The sequence below is a fragment of the Hamadaea sp. NPDC051192 genome, from assembly GCF_040682475.1.
Lineage (GTDB): Bacteria > Actinomycetota > Actinomycetes > Mycobacteriales > Micromonosporaceae > Hamadaea > Hamadaea flava.
The window spans coordinates 69545-87105 of the sequence record NZ_JBFBAZ010000012.1 but is presented as its reverse complement, the minus strand read 5'-3'; the positions used below and the strand labels follow the sequence as shown (position 1 = coordinate 87105).

The 17561-nt window shown below is 71.2% G+C and carries 16 protein-coding genes; 8 read left to right on the top strand and 8 right to left on the bottom strand.

Annotation, left to right across the window (positions count from 1 at the left end; genetic code table 11):
• Window positions 1-20 precede the first annotated feature (20 nt).
• Window positions 21-794, top strand: coding sequence for a putative protein N(5)-glutamine methyltransferase (locus AB0M47_RS08000; protein WP_363410239.1), 774 nt, complete (start codon window positions 21-23; stop codon window positions 792-794).
• Here the strand turns inward: AB0M47_RS08000 and AB0M47_RS07995 are convergent.
• The gene (locus AB0M47_RS07995; protein ID WP_363410236.1) at window positions 779-1039 is read right to left on the bottom strand and encodes an acyl-CoA-binding protein; all 261 of its coding nucleotides are present in this window, start codon (window positions 1037-1039) and stop codon (window positions 779-781) included. The genes AB0M47_RS08000 and AB0M47_RS07995 overlap by 16 nt on opposite strands.
• Before the next feature lie 53 nt (window positions 1040-1092).
• On the opposite strand from AB0M47_RS07995, the gene dinB reads away from it, so the two are divergent.
• Window positions 1093-2280 carry a DNA polymerase IV gene (gene dinB / locus AB0M47_RS07990; protein WP_363410233.1) on the top strand — a complete coding sequence of 396 codons (1188 nt, stop codon included), beginning with the start codon at window positions 1093-1095 and terminating at the stop codon, window positions 2278-2280.
• A gap of 205 nt (window positions 2281-2485) precedes the next feature.
• Here the strand turns inward: dinB and AB0M47_RS07985 are convergent, their stop codons facing one another.
• Genes AB0M47_RS07985 through AB0M47_RS07970 form a run of 4 tightly spaced genes read right to left on the bottom strand, consistent with a single transcriptional unit; the run spans window position 2486 to window position 6018 of the window.
• Window positions 2486-3691, bottom strand: coding sequence for an ABC transporter permease (locus AB0M47_RS07985; RefSeq protein WP_363410230.1), 1206 nt, complete (start codon window positions 3689-3691; stop codon window positions 2486-2488).
• A gap of 43 nt (window positions 3692-3734) precedes the next feature.
• The gene (locus AB0M47_RS07980) at window positions 3735-4409 is read right to left on the bottom strand and encodes an ABC transporter ATP-binding protein (RefSeq protein ID WP_363410227.1); all 675 of its coding nucleotides are present in this window, start codon (window positions 4407-4409) and stop codon (window positions 3735-3737) included.
• Window positions 4406-5461, bottom strand: a complete 1056-nt coding sequence (locus AB0M47_RS07975) for a peptidoglycan-binding domain-containing protein (RefSeq protein ID WP_363410224.1) — start codon at window positions 5459-5461, stop codon at window positions 4406-4408. Before AB0M47_RS07975 ends, AB0M47_RS07980 begins: the two co-directional genes overlap by 4 nt.
• Window positions 5458-6018, bottom strand: a complete 561-nt coding sequence (locus AB0M47_RS07970) for a hypothetical protein (protein WP_363410221.1) — start codon at window positions 6016-6018, stop codon at window positions 5458-5460. The genes AB0M47_RS07975 and AB0M47_RS07970 overlap by 4 nt, the downstream gene beginning before the upstream one ends.
• 118 nt (window positions 6019-6136) lie before the next feature.
• Here AB0M47_RS07970 and AB0M47_RS07965 point away from each other — a divergent pair, with 118 nt between their 5' ends.
• Together AB0M47_RS07965 and AB0M47_RS07960 are read left to right on the top strand one after the other, a co-directional pair.
• A complete protein-coding gene (locus AB0M47_RS07965; RefSeq protein ID WP_363410218.1) occupies window positions 6137-6793 on the top strand; it encodes a response regulator transcription factor in 657 nt (218 codons plus the stop codon).
• A complete protein-coding gene (locus AB0M47_RS07960) occupies window positions 6790-7941 on the top strand; it encodes a HAMP domain-containing sensor histidine kinase (protein WP_363410215.1) in 1152 nt (383 codons plus the stop codon). The genes AB0M47_RS07965 and AB0M47_RS07960 overlap by 4 nt, the downstream gene beginning before the upstream one ends.
• A gap of 88 nt (window positions 7942-8029) precedes the next feature.
• Here AB0M47_RS07960 and AB0M47_RS07955 read toward each other — a convergent pair whose 3' ends face one another.
• Window positions 8030-10183, bottom strand: a complete 2154-nt coding sequence (locus AB0M47_RS07955) for an EAL domain-containing protein (RefSeq protein WP_363410212.1) — start codon at window positions 10181-10183, stop codon at window positions 8030-8032.
• Window positions 10184-10466: 283 nt separating this feature from the next.
• Between AB0M47_RS07955 and AB0M47_RS07950 the strand changes: the two genes are divergently transcribed.
• Complete coding sequence (locus AB0M47_RS07950) at window positions 10467-11618, top strand: histidine kinase (protein ID WP_363410209.1); 1152 nt, start codon at window positions 10467-10469, stop codon at window positions 11616-11618.
• Window positions 11615-12280: a response regulator transcription factor gene (locus AB0M47_RS07945; RefSeq protein ID WP_363410206.1), complete on the top strand. Its 666-nt coding sequence runs from the start codon at window positions 11615-11617 to the stop codon at window positions 12278-12280. Before AB0M47_RS07950 ends, AB0M47_RS07945 begins: the two co-directional genes overlap by 4 nt.
• A 75-nt stretch (window positions 12281-12355) precedes the next feature.
• Here the strand turns inward: AB0M47_RS07945 and AB0M47_RS07940 are convergent, their stop codons facing one another.
• Window positions 12356-14830: an FtsX-like permease family protein gene (locus AB0M47_RS07940; RefSeq protein ID WP_363410203.1), complete on the bottom strand. Its 2475-nt coding sequence runs from the start codon at window positions 14828-14830 to the stop codon at window positions 12356-12358.
• A gap of 2 nt (window positions 14831-14832) precedes the next feature.
• The gene (locus AB0M47_RS07935) at window positions 14833-15552 is read right to left on the bottom strand and encodes an ABC transporter ATP-binding protein (RefSeq protein WP_363410200.1); all 720 of its coding nucleotides are present in this window, start codon (window positions 15550-15552) and stop codon (window positions 14833-14835) included.
• A gap of 89 nt (window positions 15553-15641) precedes the next feature.
• On the opposite strand from AB0M47_RS07935, the gene AB0M47_RS07930 reads away from it, so the two are divergent.
• Both AB0M47_RS07930 and AB0M47_RS07925 read left to right on the top strand, forming a co-directional pair.
• Window positions 15642-16439: a TIGR02452 family protein gene (locus AB0M47_RS07930; protein WP_363410197.1), complete on the top strand. Its 798-nt coding sequence runs from the start codon at window positions 15642-15644 to the stop codon at window positions 16437-16439.
• A 9-nt stretch (window positions 16440-16448) separates the two neighbouring features.
• Entirely contained in the window at window positions 16449-17423 is a 975-nt protein-coding gene (locus AB0M47_RS07925; RefSeq protein WP_363410194.1) for a winged helix DNA-binding domain-containing protein, read from the top strand.
• Window positions 17424-17561 lie beyond the last annotated feature (138 nt).

Genomic DNA, 17561 nt, shown 5'->3' with positions numbered 1-17561 from the left:
GCGGGTATCGTCCGTATGCGATGCCTGTCACGTTCACCCAAGCCGTGGCCCGGCTGCGGTCCGCTGGTTGCGTCTTCGCCGAGGACGAGGCCGAGCTGATCCTCGCCGAGGCCGATCCCGCCGCTGTCGACGGTCTGCTGCGCCGCCGGGAGGACGGCGAGCCGCTGGAGCAGATCCTCGGCTGGGCGGAGTTCTGTGGACTGCGGATTCTCGTCGAACCCGGGGTCTTCGTGCCACGCCGGCGGACCGAGTTCCTCGCCCGGCAGGCCGCCGCGTACGCCCGGCCCGGCTCGATCGTCGTAGACCTCTGCTGCGGCACCGGCGCGGTCGGGCGGGCCGTCGCCGAATTCGTCCCCGGCGTCGAGGTGTACGCCGCGGACGTCGATCCCGTCGCGGTGCGCTGCGCTCGGACCAACCTGACCGGTGCGCTGCTTCACGCGTATCAAGGAGATCTGTTCGAAGCCCTGCCTCGCGAGCTGCTGGGGCGCGTCGACGTGCTCGCGGTGAACGCGCCTTATGTCCCGAGCGACCAGATCGCGCTGATGCCGCCGGAGGCGCGTGACCACGAGCCGCGCGTCGCGCTCGACGGCGGCCCGGACGGCGTGGCGATCCACCGCCGCGTGGCCGCCGGCGCCCACGCGTGGCTGAAACCGGATGGCCGGGTCCTCATCGAGACGAGCGACGAGCAGGCCCGGGTGACGGAAGCGGCGCTGGTCGACGGCGGTTTCCGCACCGAGATCGCGGTCGACGACGACCTCGGCGCGACCGTCGCGATCGGTCAGGCCTCAGCCTGAAGCTTTTTCACCAGCTCGATGTAGCGGGTCTGCGCGGCTTCCTGATCGGTGCCGGCCAGCTCGCTCCAGGTGTCGAACTTGGCCCGGCCGACCAGGTCGAACATGCCCGGCCGCTTGCCGGTCGCGTCGCCCTGGCTGCCCTGCTTGTAGAGCGCGTAGAGCTGGAGCAGAGCATCGTTGCCCGGGCGCGTCGGCAGCTGCTTGACGTCGGCCTGGGCCTGCGCGAAGTCGTCGGAGACAGACATGGTCGTCAGCCTATCGCTACCCGTGTGTCGAACATTTGTTCTATGATCCCGGAATGGAGGGCGCCTCGATTCTGCACGCCGACCTCGACGCGTTCTACGCGTCGGTCGAGCAGCGCGACCGACCCGCGCTCCGCGGCAGGCCGGTCATCGTGGGGCACGGTGTCGTGCTCGCGTGCAGCTACGAGGCCAAAGCCCGAGGGGTACGCACAGCGATGAACGGTCGTCAGGCCCGCCTGCTCTGCCCGGACGCCATCGTGCTCGAACCCCGGATGTCGGCCTACTCGCAGGCCAGCAAGGCTGTCTTCGAAGTGTTCCGGGACACCACGCCGCTGGTCGAGCCGATCTCGATCGACGAGGCGTTCCTCGAGGTCGGCGGGCTCCGGAAGATCAGCGGCACGCCGACCCAGATCGCCGTCCGCCTGCGCGCCGACGTGCTGGATCGCGTGGGACTGCCGATCACGGTCGGGATCGCCCGGACGAAGTTCCTCGCCAAGGTGGCCAGCCGCGTCGCCAAGCCGGACGGGATCCTGGCCGTCGAGCCCGATCGCGAACTGGAGTTCCTGCATCCTCTGCCGGTCCAGATGCTCTGGGGCGTCGGCCCGGTGACCGCGGCCAAGCTGGCCGAACGCGGCATTCGCACGGTCGCGCACGTCGCCCGGATCGGTGAGGCGGCGTTGGTCTCGATCCTCGGTGGGCATGCCGGCCGGCACCTGTGGGCGCTGGCCCACAACAAGGACGCCCGCCGCGTGGTGACCGGCCGCCGGCGCGGCTCGATGGGCGCGCAACGGGCCCTCGGCCGGGGCCATCAGTCCTACGAGGAACTCGACGCGACGCTGGCCGGGCTGGTGGACCGGGTCACCCGGCGGATGCGCAAAGCGGACCGGCCAGGCCGGACGGTGGTGCTGCGGATGCGGTTCCGCGACTTCACCCGGGCCACCCGATCGCGTACGCTCAGCCGCCCGACCGTGCAGACCGAGGAGATCCTCGCCGCCGCTCGGACCCTGCTGACCGCCGTGCGACCCATGATCGCCGTACGCGGCCTGACCCTGCTCGGGATCAGCGTGGGCAACCTGGAGAACCAAGACTTCATGCAGCTCGAACTGCCCTTCGGCACCCCCGACCGGGTGGCCCTCGACGGGGCGCTGGACGCGGTCCGGGATCGGTTCGGCAGCAGCTCCGTCACGCGCGGGGTGCTTGTCGGCAAGAGTCCCGGGCTGGAGATGCCCATGCTCCCGGACTGACTCGTTTCGCTTCGCGCTTCGCGCTTCGCTGGCGCGGCACTGGCGGTGATCTTGAACAGAAAACGCTGCCCTGGCGACGTTTCCCGTTCAAGATCACGTCGGGCGAAGTGGATCTAGGCGAGAAATGGTCGCCTGGGCCGCCATTTCTCGCCTAGATCATCTGAGCGCCAGCGCGGGAGCCCGCGCGGAGCGCGACGCGCGCTGGTCAGGGGGCCGCGAGCGCCTCCGTCGGGGAGAGCCGGGCGGCCCGGATGGCCGGGTAGAGCCCGGCGATCGCCCCGATCACCACGGTGGCGCCCATGCCGCCCAGCGTCGCCCACGCCGGAACCACCGCCGGCCAGGTCTGCGTACGCGCGTAGAGGCTGGTGACGAGGATGCCGACGAGGACTCCGCCGAGCCCGCCCAGCGCCGCGAGGAGCAGTGACTCCGCGAGGAACTGCAGCAGGATCTGCCCTCGGGTGGCGCCGAGCGAGCGCCGGAGGCCGATCTCGGCCCGGCGTTCGAGGACGGAGATGACCATCGTGTTGGCCACCCCGACCCCGCCGACCAGCAGAGCCACCGCGCCGAGCCCGAGCAGGAGCCCGGTGAACGCCTGATCGGTGGCCTGCCGGGCGGCCAGCGCGTCGGACGGCCGGGACACGCGTACCTCGTTGGGCGCGGCCGGGTTGGCCGTCGCGGCCAGCACCGCCCGCACCGACGTGACCGCGTCGTCCCGCGTACGCGTGTAGACGGTGGTGGGCAGGCCGTCGAAGGCCAGGTAGGACTCCGCGGCCGGGAATCCGATCAACGCGGCGACGTCCAGCTCGGGCGCAAGCGCGACCGGTTGCAGGATGCCCACCACGGTGAAGTACCGGCCGCCGACCAGCACTTGGACGCCGTCGCGGACGGAGTAGACGCCGAGCCGCTGGGCGGCCGACGCGCCGAGCACCACCGCCGGGTAACGGCTGGTCGCGTCGTTGAGCCAGACGCCGTCTGCGAGCTGCGCGGCGACCGTCGCCGGCAGATCGAGGTGCGCCGCCAGAACGGACATCCCACCGGTTTGGATCGCCGGAATCCGATCGCTGCGGAACACGGAGAGATCCGGTACGCGCCCGATCGCGGCGACGCCGGTGACCGGGCCGATGCGCCCGATCATCGCGACCGACGCGGCCGGCAGCACCGCCCGGCCGCCCATCATGGTCTCCCCGGGCGAGACCGTGAGGAGGTTGGTGCCGAGCGCCGCGAGCTGCTTGTCCAGTTGCGCCCGGCTGGACGAGGAGATCCCGACGACGGCGATCATCGCGGCGATGCCGATGGCGATCCCGAGCGCCGAGAGGAAGACCCGCAGCGGCCGCGTACGCAGTCCGGCCGAGCCGACCCGCAGCACGTCGGCGGGCCGCAACCGCGAAGGACGCAGGCTCGTGCTGCTCATGCGATCACCGTCCGGCGACGGCGCTTGCCTTCGGGGAACGTGCTCATGACACGACCTGCCCATCTCGCATGTGGATCTGGCGCGGCAGGCTGTCGGCGATCTCTCGATCGTGCGTGATGATCACGACCGTCGTACCGCCCTCGTGCAGCGCCCGCAGCAGCCCCATGACGCCCGCGCCGGACGACGAGTCGAGGTTGCCGGTCGGTTCGTCGGCGAGCAGCAGCGCCGGGTCGCCGACGATGGCCCGCGCGATGGCGACGCGCTGCCGTTCGCCGCCCGACAGCTGGTGCGGCCGATGCTCCAGCCGCTCCCCCAGCCCGACGCTGACGAGGGCCCGCTCCGCCCGCCCGCGCCGGTGCCGGGCCGGGACGCCGCTGTAGAGCAGCCCGTCCGCCACGTTGTCCAGGGCGGACTGTCCCGGGGCCAGATGGAACTGCTGGAAGACGAACCCGATCCGGCTCGCGCGTACCGCCGACAGCTGGCGGTCGGACAGCCGGGCCACGTCCAGGCCGTCGATGCGTACCGTGCCGCGGGACGGCCGGTCCAGCGTGCCGATCAGGTGCAGCATCGTGGACTTGCCGGAGCCCGACGGGCCGGCGATCGCCACCAGCTCGCCGCGCCCGACCGTCAGGCTCACGTCGCGCACCGCCAGCACACCTGGGTACGCCTTGGTCACGCCGTCCAGCTCCACGACGGAATCCACCTGGGACTCGGTCATGACGGCATCCCCACGGTGGTTCCCTCGCTGAGCCCGTCCCCGGTGACCTCGACCCGGCCGGTGGCGAACAGGCCGACCTTCACGGCGACGATACGGGTGGCCGAGCCGTCCACGACCTGTACGCCGTAGCCGCCCTCCGACAGGGCCAGCAACGCCGCCACCGGGACGGTCAGGACGTTCTCCCGTTTCCCAGCGGTGAATCCGACGTCGATGGTGGCCTGATCGAACGCGGCGAGCGTCTTCTGATCATCGGGCGCGACGGACACCCGGATCACGGTCTTGGCGGGATTGTTGCCCTCAGCCGGCTTGATCACCGTACGCGCCCGCACGATCTTGCCGGGCACGGTCTTGCCGTCGGGCAGTTTCAGGGTGACGGCGCTGCCGACCTGAGCCAGGCGCTGTTCGGCCACGCTCAGCTCGACGCCGACCAGCTTCTGCGAACCGGTGGTGTCGAGGACCGCCATGCCGGGGCCGGTCGCGTCGCCGATCGCGGCCTGCTGGGCGTTCACGCGTACGGGTCCGGGGGCGTAGTAGACCCGGCCGAGGTCCACCACGCCCGTCTGGGCCAGCCCGAGCGCCTTCTGCCACTTCTTCACCGCCGTCGTCGTGGACGCCGAGAACGTCCCGTCGACGGTGAACCCCCGATAGCCCAAGGCGTACAGGTTCTGCTCGAACTGTTTGACGTCCGGGCCCTTCAGTCCGGCCGCCAGAGCCCGGTACGCCGGCAGCACGCCGTACAGGAGGACGACCGGATTGTTGTCCACGCGATAGATCGGCTGCCCTCGGCGTACCGCCGCGTTCTGTGCGGGGAGCGCGGTGATCGTGCCCGGCAGCTTGCCGTTGACCTGGACCGAGTCGCCGTAGCCCAGCTCGCCGCTCTCGGTCTGGCTGTCGACGAGGGTCTGGCGAGTGACCGTCGCGGTGGCCGGGGGCAGCTTGGCGGCCGAGGGCGCCGACGGGCCGGAGCCGATGCCCTTGGCCGCGACCACGGCGACACCGATCGCCAGGACGACCGCCGCCGTCCCGAGGCCGGTGAGAATCCGGCGCCTCATCGGCCGTTGCCCGAGTTCGTGCCCGGCGATTCCCCGGCCGGCGGCGGCGCGAACTTCTGGCACTCCTTGTCGGCCGCCTGGTACGCCGGACTGGCCGGGTCGATGCCGGAGGTGTTGCCGTCGAGCTGGAAGCCGTAGTCGGTCGGGTCGGGGAAGTTCTTCAGGCCATGCTCGCGCATGCACTGGGCGTATTTGCGCAGCTGGTCGAGCCGGGCGGGGTCGAGCTTCTGCGGCTCGCCGCCGTTGGGCAGGTAGGGCTTGCACTTCTGCATCGCCACGTCGACCTTGGCCGGGTCGGCGCCGTCCGGCGCGCTCAGGTCCACCCCGCCGCCGTCGCTGAACTTCGGGTCGGGCCAGTCCGGCAGGCCGTTCTCGCGCATGCACTTGGCGAACTGGAGCGCCCGCGCCTTCTCGTCGACCGCGCCGGTGGCACCCGCGGTAGCGCTGGGGCTGGACGTGCCGTTGGCGCTGGCGACACCGTCGCCGTCGCTCTTCGAGCACCCGGCCAGTGCCGCCGTGGCGAGCAGGCCGATCGCGATCGCTGCCCTTATCCGCATGGTTCGTCTCCTTCGAGAGGGATCCTGTCGGCGGTCAGTAGATCGGCCGCGGGTTTTCGCGGCCGTCACCGAATTCGTTGACAGCGAGGTGACATCACCGTGTGTCACCATGGGATTCATGCGGATCTTGGTCGTCGAAGACGAACCCCTGGTCGCCGACGCGGTCGCGCACTGGCTGCGAGGCGACGCGCACGCCGTCGACGTCGTCCACGACGGCGGGGCGGCCCTCGAACGCATCGACGTGAACGACTACGACGTGGTAGTCCTGGACCGTGATCTACCGGTGGTGCACGGCGACGACGTATGCCGGGCGCTGGCCGAGCGCGGCGGCGAGACGCGGGTCCTCATGCTGACCGCGTCCGCCGACGTCGCCGACCGGGTCTCCGGACTGTCCCTGGGCGCCGACGACTACCTGCCGAAACCGTTCGCGTTCGCCGAGCTGTCCGCCCGCGTCACCGCGCTGGGCCGCCGCGCCCGCCCGGCCGCGCCGCCGATCCTGCAACGCGGCGGCATCCGGCTCGACCCGCATCGCCGGGAGGTCTACCGCGACGGCCGCTACGTCCCGTTGTCCCGCAAGGAGTTCGCCGTGCTGGCCGAGTTGCTGCGCGCCGACGGCGCGCCGGTCTCGGCCGAGCAACTCCTCGAAAAGGCCTGGGACGAGAACGCCGACCCGTTCACCCACTCGATCCGCATGATCATCCTGAAGTTGCGCCGCAAGCTCGGGGAGCCGCCGATCGTGCTCACCGATCCGGGTGTGGGGTACCGAGTGCCGTGAAACGGTTGACCTTCCGCGCGCGGCTGACCCTCGTCTACGGCTGCCTCTTCCTGGTCGCCGGCCTGGTCATGCTGGCCATCACCTACGTGCTCGTGGCCGATCGGCAGATGCCGAGTTTCAACGTCGGCTACACCTCGGCGAACCCGGGCGACGCGGGCACGCTGGTCAACCAGGTCTCCGAGTCCGCCTGGGACGTGGCGCTGAACGCGCTGCTGACCCGGGGCGGCATCGCCCTGGCGGTGGTGGTCGTGGTGGCGACCGCGATCGGCTGGTTGCTGGCCGGTCGACTGCTGCGCCCCCTCGACAAGATCACCGACACCGCCGTACGCATCGCCGACGCGCCCGCCGCGGATCGGGGCCTGCACGAACGCATCGGTCTCACCGGCCCGCAGGACGAGGTGAAACGGCTCGCCGACGCCTTCGACACGATGCTGGAACGGCTCGACCACGCCTTCGACGGGCAGCGGCGCTTCGTCGCCAACGCCTCCCACGAGCTGCGTACGCCGTTGACCGTGAACCGGTCGCTGCTGGAGGTGGCGCTCTATCGCGGCGAGCCGACTCCGGAGCTGACTCAGCTGGGCCGGACGCTGCTGGAGGTGAACACCCGCCACGAGCAGCTGCTGGACGGACTGCTGGTGCTGGCCCGCTCGGAACGCGAGGTGACCGAACGTTCCTATGTAGATCTGGCTGACATCGTGGACCACGTCGTCTCGGTGACCCCGTTCGGCTCGCTCGACCTGCGGCTGGCCGCCGAGGAAGCCGCCGTCACGGGGAACCCGCCCCTGCTGGAGCGGCTGGTGCAGAACCTCGTCGACAACGCGATCCGCTACAACGTGCCGGACGGTTTCGTCGCCGTCTCCTGCCGCACCCGGGACGGCTCCCCACGCGACGGCTCCCCTCGGGACGGCGTCTCGCGAGGCGACGCCGTCGTGGTCGTGGAGAACAGCGGGCCGGTCATCCCCAAGTACGACGTCCCGGCCCTGTTCGAACCGTTCCACCGAGGCAGCCGGACCGCCCATCAGGCTCCTGGCGCGGGACTCGGGCTGTCCATCGTCCAGGCCATCGCCCGAGCGCACGGCGGCGACGTCCGGGCCGAGTCGCGTACCGGGGGCGGGCTGGTGGTGACGGTGACCCTGCCGCCCGCATGATCGTTTCGCCGTTGGGCGCTGGATCAGGGTTCCGGGTCGAATCTTGGACCGTGATTCGACCGAGAACCCTGATCCAGCGCTCAAGAAATCAGGGTTCTTGGTTCTGGCGGGCGATGAGCCGCCCGACTTGCTCGGCCGGGCCGGGCTGTCCGAACAGCCAGCCCTGGGCGGCGTCGCAGCCGAGCGCGCGCAGCCGGTCCGCCTGGGCCTGGTGTTCGACGCCTTCGGCGGTCACGCTCAGGCCGAGGTCGTGCGCCAACCCGATGATCGCGGAGAGCAGCCGGTCGTGCTTCGGGTCGACGCTCGACCCGGTACGCAGTGGTTTGAGGAACTCCCCCGCCAGCTTCACCTGGCGAACCGGCAACCTCGTCAGGTACGCCAGGTTGGCGTACCCCGTGCCGAAGTCGTCGATGGCGAGCCGGACGCCGGCGTCGGCGAGCCGCTGTAGTTCGCCGACCGGTCCGCGGTCGTCGCCGAGCACGGCGGATTCGGTGAGTTCGAGTTGCAGTCGTTCCGGTGGCATGCCGCCGTCGGTGAGCACCTGCATCACGTCATCGACCAGGCCGGGCCGGCGGAGTTGGCCGACCGCCACGTTGACGCTGATGTAGCAGGTCAGCGTGGGATTCGCGGCGGCCCATTCGCCGGCTTGGCGGCAGGCGGCGGCGAGCACCCAGCGGCCGACGGCGGCGATGTGGCCGGTCTCCTCGGCGACCGGGATGAACTGGTTCGGCGCGACGATGCCCAACTGCGGATGCCGCCAGCGGATCAGCGCCTCCACTCCGCGGAGCCGCCCGTCTTCGAGCCCGACGATGGGCTGGTAGTCGCAGAAGAACTCCTGCCGCGTCAACGCGGCGGGCAGCGCGGTCGCGAGCGTGTGCTGGGTGATCTGCCGGGCACTGTCGCGCGGGTCGTAGCGGGCCAGCCGGCTCTTCCCCTCGGCCTTCGCCCGGTAGAGCGTGATGTCGGCGGCCCGCATGAGCGCCTGCGGATCGGCGCCGACCGCCCGGGAGTCGACGACGCCGATGCTCGCCGAAATGGTCAGTTCCCGGCCACCGACCTGGAACGGCTCGCGCAACGCGGCCAGGATCGCCTCAGCCGGGCCGACCACGGCCGCCTCGCCCACACAGTCGTCGTCGAGCACCACGAACTCGTCGCCGCCCAGCCGGGCTACCAGGCGATCGCCGTAGGCGACGGCCGTCTCCAGCCGCCGGGCGACCGCGATGAGCAGCTGGTCGCCGACGGCGTGCCCGAGGCTGTCGTTGACGTCCTTGAAGCCGTCCAGGTCCAGAAAGGATAGTCCGAGCCGGCCGCAGGCCGGTTCGGCGAGACGCTCGGCCAGCCGCTCGGCGAACAGCGTCCGGTTGGGCAGCCCGGTCAGCGCGTCGTGCCGCGACTCGTGCCAGAGCTGGTCCTGCAGGCGTCGCCGCTCGGTGATGTCGACGGTGACCCCGATGAGGAAGCCGGGCGCGCCGTCGTCGTCGCGCACCATCGACATCGACAGGTCCAGCACCAGCCGGCTGCCGTCGGGGCGTACGCGGGTCGTCTCGGTGCGGAAGTGATCCCGGCCGCCCGAGAGCAGGTCGAGATAGCGGCTGGAGGTCGGGCCGTGCCCGCTGTCGCCGATGATCTCCCCGACCGTCCGGCCCCGGATCTCCTCCGGCACGAAGCCGAGCATCCGGGCGAACGCGGTGTTGACCTCGATCAGGCGGCCGCCCAGGTCGACCATGGCGATGCCGACGGCGGCGTCGGCGAAGACGGCTCGAAACCGGGCCTCCACGACGCGCCGGTCGTCGTCGGCGATGCGGACGGCTCGGAGGGCGGCGCGTTGGACGGCCTCCTGCTCGGTCCGGGTGCGTACGCGCAACGCCTGGGCGTATCCGGCCGACAGGCCGCCGAGTAGCTGGCCCAGCCGGGCGCGCAGCTTGATCTCGTCCTCGGCCCCGGGTTCGCCCCGGATCTCGTCGAGGAAGCCGTCGGCGAACACCTCGATCGTCCGGCGTACCGCCGCTGGGCTGTGAAAATCGGCGCCGACCAGGGCCGCCGCCACCTCTTCCGCACGGGCCTGGGCGCTGTCGTCCCGCAGTGCGGCCGCGAGCTCACGGGTCAGCCGTTCGAGGAACTCCGTCAGATGCGGCACGGGCTCGTCGCTGGTCCCGCCGATCGCCTCCGCCCAGCGCCGGGCGAATCGTCCGAGGCCGTCGGGCTCCACCGGCTCGGTCGGCGCCGGCACGTACGCGTTCATCGGCGGATTCGGGCTGCTGGTGGCCCAGTCCCGCCCGACCTGGATCGGAACGCCATTCCCCCTTGCCCTTCGACGGCCGGCCGTCCCGTCACGCCACTATGGACGACACTGTGGACGGCATCGGAGATGCGGAAGTGCGGTAACAGGCGAAGCATACGTCCAGGGCGCCCGGCCGCGACACCCGAAGACCTCAGCTTCCCGCTGTCGGAGGAGCATGCCGGGGATACACACCGGTGAAACCGACATATCGGTCAGGCACCGGCCGCCGGATAGGCTCACGGGTATGCGCAACCCGAGGTCCCTCGCGTTCGACCTGCTGGTCGCGGCGGGTGTCGCCAGCCTGGCCTGCCTCCCGATCTTCCTGCGGCAGACGCCCCGGCCGCTGATGTGGCTCGGCCTGACCATGGCGGCGGCGCTGCTGGTGCGGCGCAGCCGGCCGCTCTGGAGCATGGGCGTCATCTCGGCCGCTGCCCTGACCCAGGTCCTGTTCTGGGGGCCGGCCAACGATCCGCTCCCCTATGACCTGGCCGTGCTCATCGGCATGTACAGCGCGGTCAAGTACAGCAAGACCCTGCGCGGCGGCCTGATCTCCGGGTTCGTCGTGATCATCGGGATCGTCATCGAGGTCGCCCGCCACTTCGACGCCGATCACCCATGGCAGCTGGCGCTCTTCTACGCCGGGATCTGCGGCGGCGTGTGGCTCATGGCGTACACGGTGCGCCAACGGCGAATCTATGTCGCGGGCCTGGAGGAACGCGCGGCGAGCTTGGAGCGGGAACGCGCGCACCTGGCCCGGATCGCGGTGGCCGACGAGCGCGCGGTCATCGCTCGTGAGCTGCACGACGTCGTCGCGCACAGCCTCGCGGTGATGGTCGTGCAAGCCGACGGCGGCCGGTACGCGCTGGACGCCGATCCGGAGAAGTCGCGGCAGGCCATGGCGACGGTGGCCGAGACTGGGCGCGCCGCGCTGGAGGACATGCGGCGACTGGTGGGCGTGCTGCGGGGCAGCGCCGACTCGCCGCAGAGCCGCCGCCGGATCACCTTGGCCGAGCTGGAGCCGCTGGTCGCCGGGGCGCGCTCGGCGGGGCTGACAGTCCGGGTGGCCAACACGGTCGGCGCCGTGGACGCGCCCGCGCTGGAGCTGGCGGTCTACCGGATCGTGCAGGAGGGGCTGACGAACGTGCTGCGGCATGCCGGGCCGGACGCGCAGGTGGACCTGGATCTGCGGCGGGACGGCGACGAGATCGTGGTGGAGCTTTGTGACAGCGGCTGCGGCGGCACGACCAGTGCCGAGGGACACGGCCTGACCGGGATGCGTGAACGCGTCTCCGTGCACGGCGGCACCTTGCAGGCCGGTCCCCGCGCCGCCGGCGGCTGGCAGGTACGCGCATCGCTGCCCGTGGGAACCCCGTTGCCGCAGGCGGTGGCCGGATGAGGGTGCTCATCGTCGACGACCAGCCGTTGGTGCGTACCGGCTTGGAGATGATCCTGTCGTCGCAGCCCGACATCGACGTGGTCGGATCGGCCGGGGACGGTTCGGCGGCCGTCTCCCAAGTACGCGAATTCGCCCGCCGGGGCGAGCCCGTGGACGTCGTCGTGATGGACATCCGGATGCCGGTCCTCGACGGCGTGAGCGCCACCCAGCAGCTCACCGAGCAGCCGGACGGGCCGAAGGTGCTGGTCCTGACGACGTTCGACACCGACGAGGACGCGTTCGCCGCACTGCAAGCGGGTGCGAGTGGTTTCCTGCTCAAGAACGCCCCGCCGGAGGATCTGCTCGGCGCGATCCGCGCCGTCGCAGCCGGTGACGCCGTGGTGGCCCCGCGGGTGACCCGCAAGCTGCTCGACCACTTCGCCGGCCGGTTCGTCGTGTCCACCGCCGAACCCCGGCTGGACACGCTGACCGACCGCGAACGCGAGGTCGTGCTGCTGGTCGCGCAGGGCCTGTCGAACGCCGAGATCGCCGGGAAGCTGGTGGTCGCCGAGGCCACCGTGAAGACACACGTGGGACGCGTACTGACCAAGCTGGGGTTGCGCGACCGGGTGCAGATCGTCGTGTTCGCGTACGAGACCGGGCTGGTCCGGGCTCCGCTCTAGCGAGCGCCCGATCAGGGATGCGCATGCCACGACGAGCGCGCGAGGCATGCGTATCCCTGATCTGCGCCGAAGGGGCTAGTCGGCCATCGCCGCCACGATCGCTCCGCGCCCGGCCCGGCGCGCCGGCAGGACGGCGGCCAGGCAGCTCGCCACCGCCGCCAGCAGCAGCAGCCCGGTCAGCCAGTCCCACGGCACCACGATGACCGGATGGATGTCCCGGAACGCCGCCAGCAGCACCAGGGGCGCGTACACGAGGCCGAAGGCGATTCCGACGACCGCGCCGACCACGCCCATCAGCAGCGCCTCGGCGAGCAACATCCCACGCAGCTGACCCCGGGTCAGCCCCAGCGCGCGCAACGTGGCGGATTCGCGGGTCCGCTCGATCACCGACAGCGACAGCGTGTTCGCGATGCCGAACAGCGCGATCAGGACCGCGGTCCCCAACAGGCCCGCGAACAGCCCGATCAGGCCGTTCACCGCCTTCTCCAGGCCGCTCGACAGGTCCGCGACACTGCTCACCTCGACCAACGGGTACGCCGAACCGACGCGGTCGATGATCGCCCGGGAGTCGACGGGGCTGACTCCGTCGGCCGCCTTGACCAGGACGAGGCTGCCGTCACTGGAACCGGCCAGCTTCGCCAGCTGGCTCCAGGTCACGAGGCCGTCGAAGCGGCCCGCGCCGGGAATGGTGGTGTCGCCGGAGGCGGCCGTACGCAAGGTCGTCAGCTGCGGATCGGGCTGCTTGTCATCGACGATGATCGCCCCGTCGACGAGCCCGGCCGGCAGCTGCGGCAGCAGTTCGGGACGGTCGATGGCGCCCAGGTGCAGGGTTTTGCCGTCGACGCGTACCTGTGCGCCTCGGACGACTGCCACCTTGGCCAGTTCGCCGTGCTGCCGGAGCTGGTCGCTGTACGCCGCCGGAATCCGGCCGAGTTCGCCGGTCTTCCCGTCGCGTACCGCCGTGATCACGTAGTCGACCGGATAGTGACTCGCGAGCTGGTCCCGCGCGGTCTCCTTGATGCTGCCCAGCAGCATGCTGAACATGGCCATCAGCCCGACGCCGATCATGAGCGAGGCGGTGGTGACCGCCGTACGCCCCGGATTGCGGCGGGCGTTGGCGACCGCGACCCGGCCGGGCGGCCCGGCGAGCCGGCTGGCGGGCAGTCCGACGAGGGCGGTGAGCCGGCCGATGAACAGCGGCGAGGCCACCAGTACGCCGAGGAAGACCACGACACCGCCGGCCACCACGATGAACGTCGCGGTCTCCGAGTCCTCCGTCTGCTGGCCTTGACGGGTGACGAGTGCGCCGATCCCCACGATCAGGAAGGCGATGACCCCCCGGATGATCTTCGCGCGGCGGCTGACCGTGACGGCGCTCGGCAGGTCGCGCAGGGCGGCCAGCGGCTTGGTCCGGGTGGCCCGCAGCGCCGGGAGCACGGCGGCCGCGACCGTCGCCACCACGCCGAGCGTCAGTCCGATGAGGACCGGCGTCGGCCGCAGCACCACCGAATGCTCCGGCACGCCGGCGTCGAGCGCCCCGTTGAGCAGCAGCGGCAGACCGTAGCTCACCCCGATCCCGGCCAGTACGCCGAACGCCCCGCCGACCAGCCCGATCGCGGCCGATTCGAGCAGCGTCGCCGTGAAGATCTGCCGTCGCGTCGCGCCGACGCACCGCAGCAGCGCCGTCTCGCGTGCGCGTTGGGCCAGCAGGATGGCGAACGTGTTGTAGATGACGAACACCGCGACGACGAGGGAGATCACCCCGAAGACGAGCAGGATGAAGGTGAACTGCGTCGCGACCGACGTCGCCTGGTTCGCCAGATCGGTCCGGCGTTCGTCGCCGGTCTTCACCGTCGCGCCGTTCGCGGTCGCGCCGGTCACCGCCGCACGTACCGCCGTGGCCAGGTCGGTCTGGGCGATGCCGGGACGGGAGCGGATCACGATCTCCTCGAAGCCGGTTTCGCCGGTGAGCCGCGTGATCTCCGACTGCGGCAGTCCGACGACGCTGAGCCCCGAATACGTCTTCGAGACGCCGAAGTCGACCAGCCCCGAGATCGCGTACGCCTGCTTCGTGCCGGCCTTGTCGAGCACCTGAATCGTCTGGCCGATCGACAACTTCTCGTGCGCGGCGGTCTCGGTGTCCACCAAGGCTTCCCCGGCGCCGGGCACTCGGCCGTCGAGGTCGAAGCCGCGCAGGCGCTCGTCGTCGGCGACGGAGACGGCGTACCCGGAGCGGCCGTTGTTGACCAGCGGGCGGCCGGTCGAGCCGAGCATCGGCAGCGAGGTGACCATCCGGCCCTCGGCGTGCTCGACGCCGGCGACGCCGGACACCGCGGTCAACTGGTCAGCGGTGAGCGGCTTGTCCCCCGCCAGCACGACGGCGTCCACGTTCCTCGCGGTACGCGCGAACGTCTCGTCGAACCCGGCCTGCGCGGTGTCGCCGAAGATCAGCGTCCCGGCGGTGAAGCCGACGCCGAGGACCACGGCCAGCGTGGTGGCCGCCAGCCGCCGGGCGTGCTTGGTGAGGGAGGCGAAGGTGACCCGCCACATCGTCAGACCCCCAACGTCCGCAGCCGGCCGAGCACCGCGTCCGCGGTCGGGTCCTCGATGTCGTCGACGATCCGGCCGTCGGCCAGCAGCACGACGCGGTCGGCGTACGAGGCCGCGTTGGGGTCGTGCGTCACCATCACGATCGTCTGCCCCAGTTCGCGTACGCTGCGCCGGAGGAAGTCCAGCACTTCGTGCCCGGTCTTGGAGTCGAGGTTGCCGGTCGGCTCGTCGGCGAAGATGACGGCCGGGCGAGGCAGCAACGCCCGCGCGCACGCCACCCGCTGCTGCTGGCCGCCCGAGAGCTGGCTCGGCAGGTGCCCGAGGCGGTCGCCCAGCCCGAGCGTGTCGATCACGGTCGTCATCCACTCCGGATCGGGCTTGGTCCCGGCCAACTCCAGCGGCAGCAGGATGTTCTGCTTCGCGGTCAACGTGGGCAGCAGATTGAAGGACTGGAAGACGAAGCCGACGCGCGTACGCCGCAGCCGGGTGAGCGCGGCGTCGCCGAGCCGGGTCAGCTCCTGGTCGTGCAGCCGCACTGAACCGGTGGTCACCGTGTCCAGCCCGGCAGCGCAGTGCATCAGCGTCGACTTGCCGGACCCGGACGGCCCCATGATGGCGGTGAACCGGCCCTCGGCGAAGGTGACCGTGACGCCGTCGAGCGCGCGGACGGCGGTGTCCCCTTCTCCGTAGACCTTCGTCAGTTCGGTAACAGACAACGTCATGGTCGCCGAAGGTAATGCGAGGTCAGGCCCGGTCGCGTCCCCTTGAAGACTGCACTCCGCGTACGCCTCAAGTCGTACGCTGGCCAGTCATGAGCGCGAGACTGCAGGAGATCGCCCGCCAGACGGTGGCGATCGCGGAAGCCGGTTCCTACCGCACCGACGCCGGGGCCGAGATCGACATCGCCGACGCGGTGCGCTCCGCGATCGCCGGCACCCGGCTGCATGGGCCGGACGAGCCGCTCACGCCGCTGGGACCGCAGGCGACCCCGGCGATCGAGGTGACCCACGAGTCGACGCTGGTCGCCGCGCGCCGCGTCGGCCCGTACGCGGCGGCCCTGAACTTCGCCTCCGCGAAGAACCCCGGCGGTGGCTTCCTCGGCGGGGCGAAGGCGCAGGAGGAGAGCATCGCGCGGGCGTCCGCGATCTACCCCTGCCTCCGGACGGCCAATGAGTTCTACGAGTTCCACCGGGCTCAGCGCGACCTCCGCTACAGCGACCGAGTGATCTTCAGCCCTGGCGTTCCGGTCTTTCGCGACGACAAGGGCCGGTTGCTCGATTCGGCGTACCAGACCTCGTTTCTGACCGCGGCCGCACCGAACCTCGGCGCGATCCGCCGCAATCAGCCCGAGGACGCCGGAGACGTGCCCACGGTCTTGCGCCGCCGCGCGAGCCGGGTGCTCGCGGTGGCCGCCGCGCACGGGCAGCGCGTGCTGGTGCTCGGCGCGTGGGGCTGTGGGGTGTTCCGCAACGAGCCGGCCGTAGTGGCCGACGCGTTCGCCGAGGCTCTCGCCGCGGTCCCCTATTTCGATCACGTGGTGTTCGCCGTGCTCGATCCGCTCCCGCACACGCCCGTGTACGCCGCCTTCGCCGACCGCTTCGCCGCTTAGGCTGGGCGGATGCGCGACGACGAGGTCCGGCGACGCCGGTACGCCGCCCAGGGGCTGGCCGAGCGCTCGGACGCCGGCACGGTCGAGGTGGCCGGACGCCTCGCCGGGCTGCAGGCGCAGGACACCGCCGCGATGCGGCTGGCGGTGCGCGCCCGGACCAGACACGTCACCGCCGAGGGCGTACGCGCGGACTGCGCCGAGCCGGGGCGGCTAGCCCGGACCTGGTTGATGCGCGGGACGCTGCATCTGGTGCCGGCCACCGATGTGCGGTGGATGGTGAGCCTCTTCGGGCCGCGTAACGTCGCGGCGGGCAAGGGTCGCCGGGCGCAGTTGGGCCTCGACGATCGGACGTGCGAGAAGGCGATGGCGAAGCTGCCCGGCATTCTCGCCGGACGGGCGTTGAGCCGGGCGGAGGTCGTGACGGCGCTGGGCCTGGGCCTGACCGGTCAGGCGCCCGCCCACTTGATGGCGTACGCCGCGGGCATGGGGCTGATCTGCCGGGGGCCTGATCTCGCCAAGGACGAACCCGGGTACGTCTTGCTCGACGAGTGGGCGCCGAAGACAGCCCCGCCAAGCGATCCGCTGGCCGAACTCGCCCGGCGGTACGCCGCCGCGTACGGGCCCGCGACGGCGGAGGATTTCGCGGCGTGGTCGGGCCTGCCGATCACGACCGTCCGGGACGCGTTCCGGGCCACGACGCCGGGCGACGCCGAGGGGACCGGGCTGCGGCTGCTCGGGGCGTACGACACCTATCTGCTGGGCTATCGCGACCGGTCGCTGATCCTCGACCCCGCGTACGCCCACCGCATCCAGGCTGGCGGCGGCGTCCTGCACCCGGCGGTGGTCGTGGACGGGCGCGTCGTCGGCCGGTGGAAGCGTACGGCGGGACGAGTGCAGGTCGAGGCGTTCGACGACACCCTCCACAACAGACACCTTGAGCTCGCCGCCGAAGAAGCGGACGTCGATCGTTTCCTCGCTCACTGACACCTGCGGATCACGGTTATCCAGGCCTCCGAGGGCCTGGGAGGCCTGGATAACCGTGATCCGCGCGGAATCCACAGCGGAAGCCCAGCGTGAGGTGAAGAAGTAACGACGCAATGTGAAGGCATGTTAAGGCTTGAC

Excerpts from the sequence above, each read along its gene's own strand:
- AB0M47_RS07930 (WP_363410197.1), top strand. The coding sequence starts at position 15,642 with ATGAGCGCGAGACTGCAGGAGATCGCCCGCCAGACGGTGGCGATCGCG.
- AB0M47_RS07995 (WP_363410236.1), bottom strand. The coding sequence starts at position 1,039 with ATGTCTGTCTCCGACGACTTCGCGCAGGCCCAGGCCGACGTCAAGCAG.
- AB0M47_RS07925 (WP_363410194.1), top strand. The coding sequence starts at position 16,449 with ATGCGCGACGACGAGGTCCGGCGACGCCGGTACGCCGCCCAGGGGCTG.
- AB0M47_RS07945 (WP_363410206.1), top strand. The coding sequence starts at position 11,615 with ATGAGGGTGCTCATCGTCGACGACCAGCCGTTGGTGCGTACCGGCTTG.
- dinB (WP_363410233.1), top strand. The coding sequence starts at position 1,093 with ATGGAGGGCGCCTCGATTCTGCACGCCGACCTCGACGCGTTCTACGCG.
- AB0M47_RS07935 (WP_363410200.1), bottom strand. The coding sequence starts at position 15,552 with ATGACGTTGTCTGTTACCGAACTGACGAAGGTCTACGGAGAAGGGGAC.
- AB0M47_RS07975 (WP_363410224.1), bottom strand. The coding sequence starts at position 5,461 with ATGAGGCGCCGGATTCTCACCGGCCTCGGGACGGCGGCGGTCGTCCTG.
- AB0M47_RS07985 (WP_363410230.1), bottom strand. The coding sequence starts at position 3,691 with ATGAGCAGCACGAGCCTGCGTCCTTCGCGGTTGCGGCCCGCCGACGTG.
- AB0M47_RS08000 (WP_363410239.1), top strand. The coding sequence starts at position 21 with ATGCCTGTCACGTTCACCCAAGCCGTGGCCCGGCTGCGGTCCGCTGGT.
- AB0M47_RS07965 (WP_363410218.1), top strand. The coding sequence starts at position 6,137 with ATGCGGATCTTGGTCGTCGAAGACGAACCCCTGGTCGCCGACGCGGTC.
- AB0M47_RS07970 (WP_363410221.1), bottom strand. The coding sequence starts at position 6,018 with ATGCGGATAAGGGCAGCGATCGCGATCGGCCTGCTCGCCACGGCGGCA.
- AB0M47_RS07940 (WP_363410203.1), bottom strand. The coding sequence starts at position 14,830 with ATGTGGCGGGTCACCTTCGCCTCCCTCACCAAGCACGCCCGGCGGCTG.
- AB0M47_RS07980 (WP_363410227.1), bottom strand. The coding sequence starts at position 4,409 with ATGACCGAGTCCCAGGTGGATTCCGTCGTGGAGCTGGACGGCGTGACC.
- AB0M47_RS07950 (WP_363410209.1), top strand. The coding sequence starts at position 10,467 with ATGCGCAACCCGAGGTCCCTCGCGTTCGACCTGCTGGTCGCGGCGGGT.
- AB0M47_RS07955 (WP_363410212.1), bottom strand. The coding sequence starts at position 10,183 with ATGAACGCGTACGTGCCGGCGCCGACCGAGCCGGTGGAGCCCGACGGC.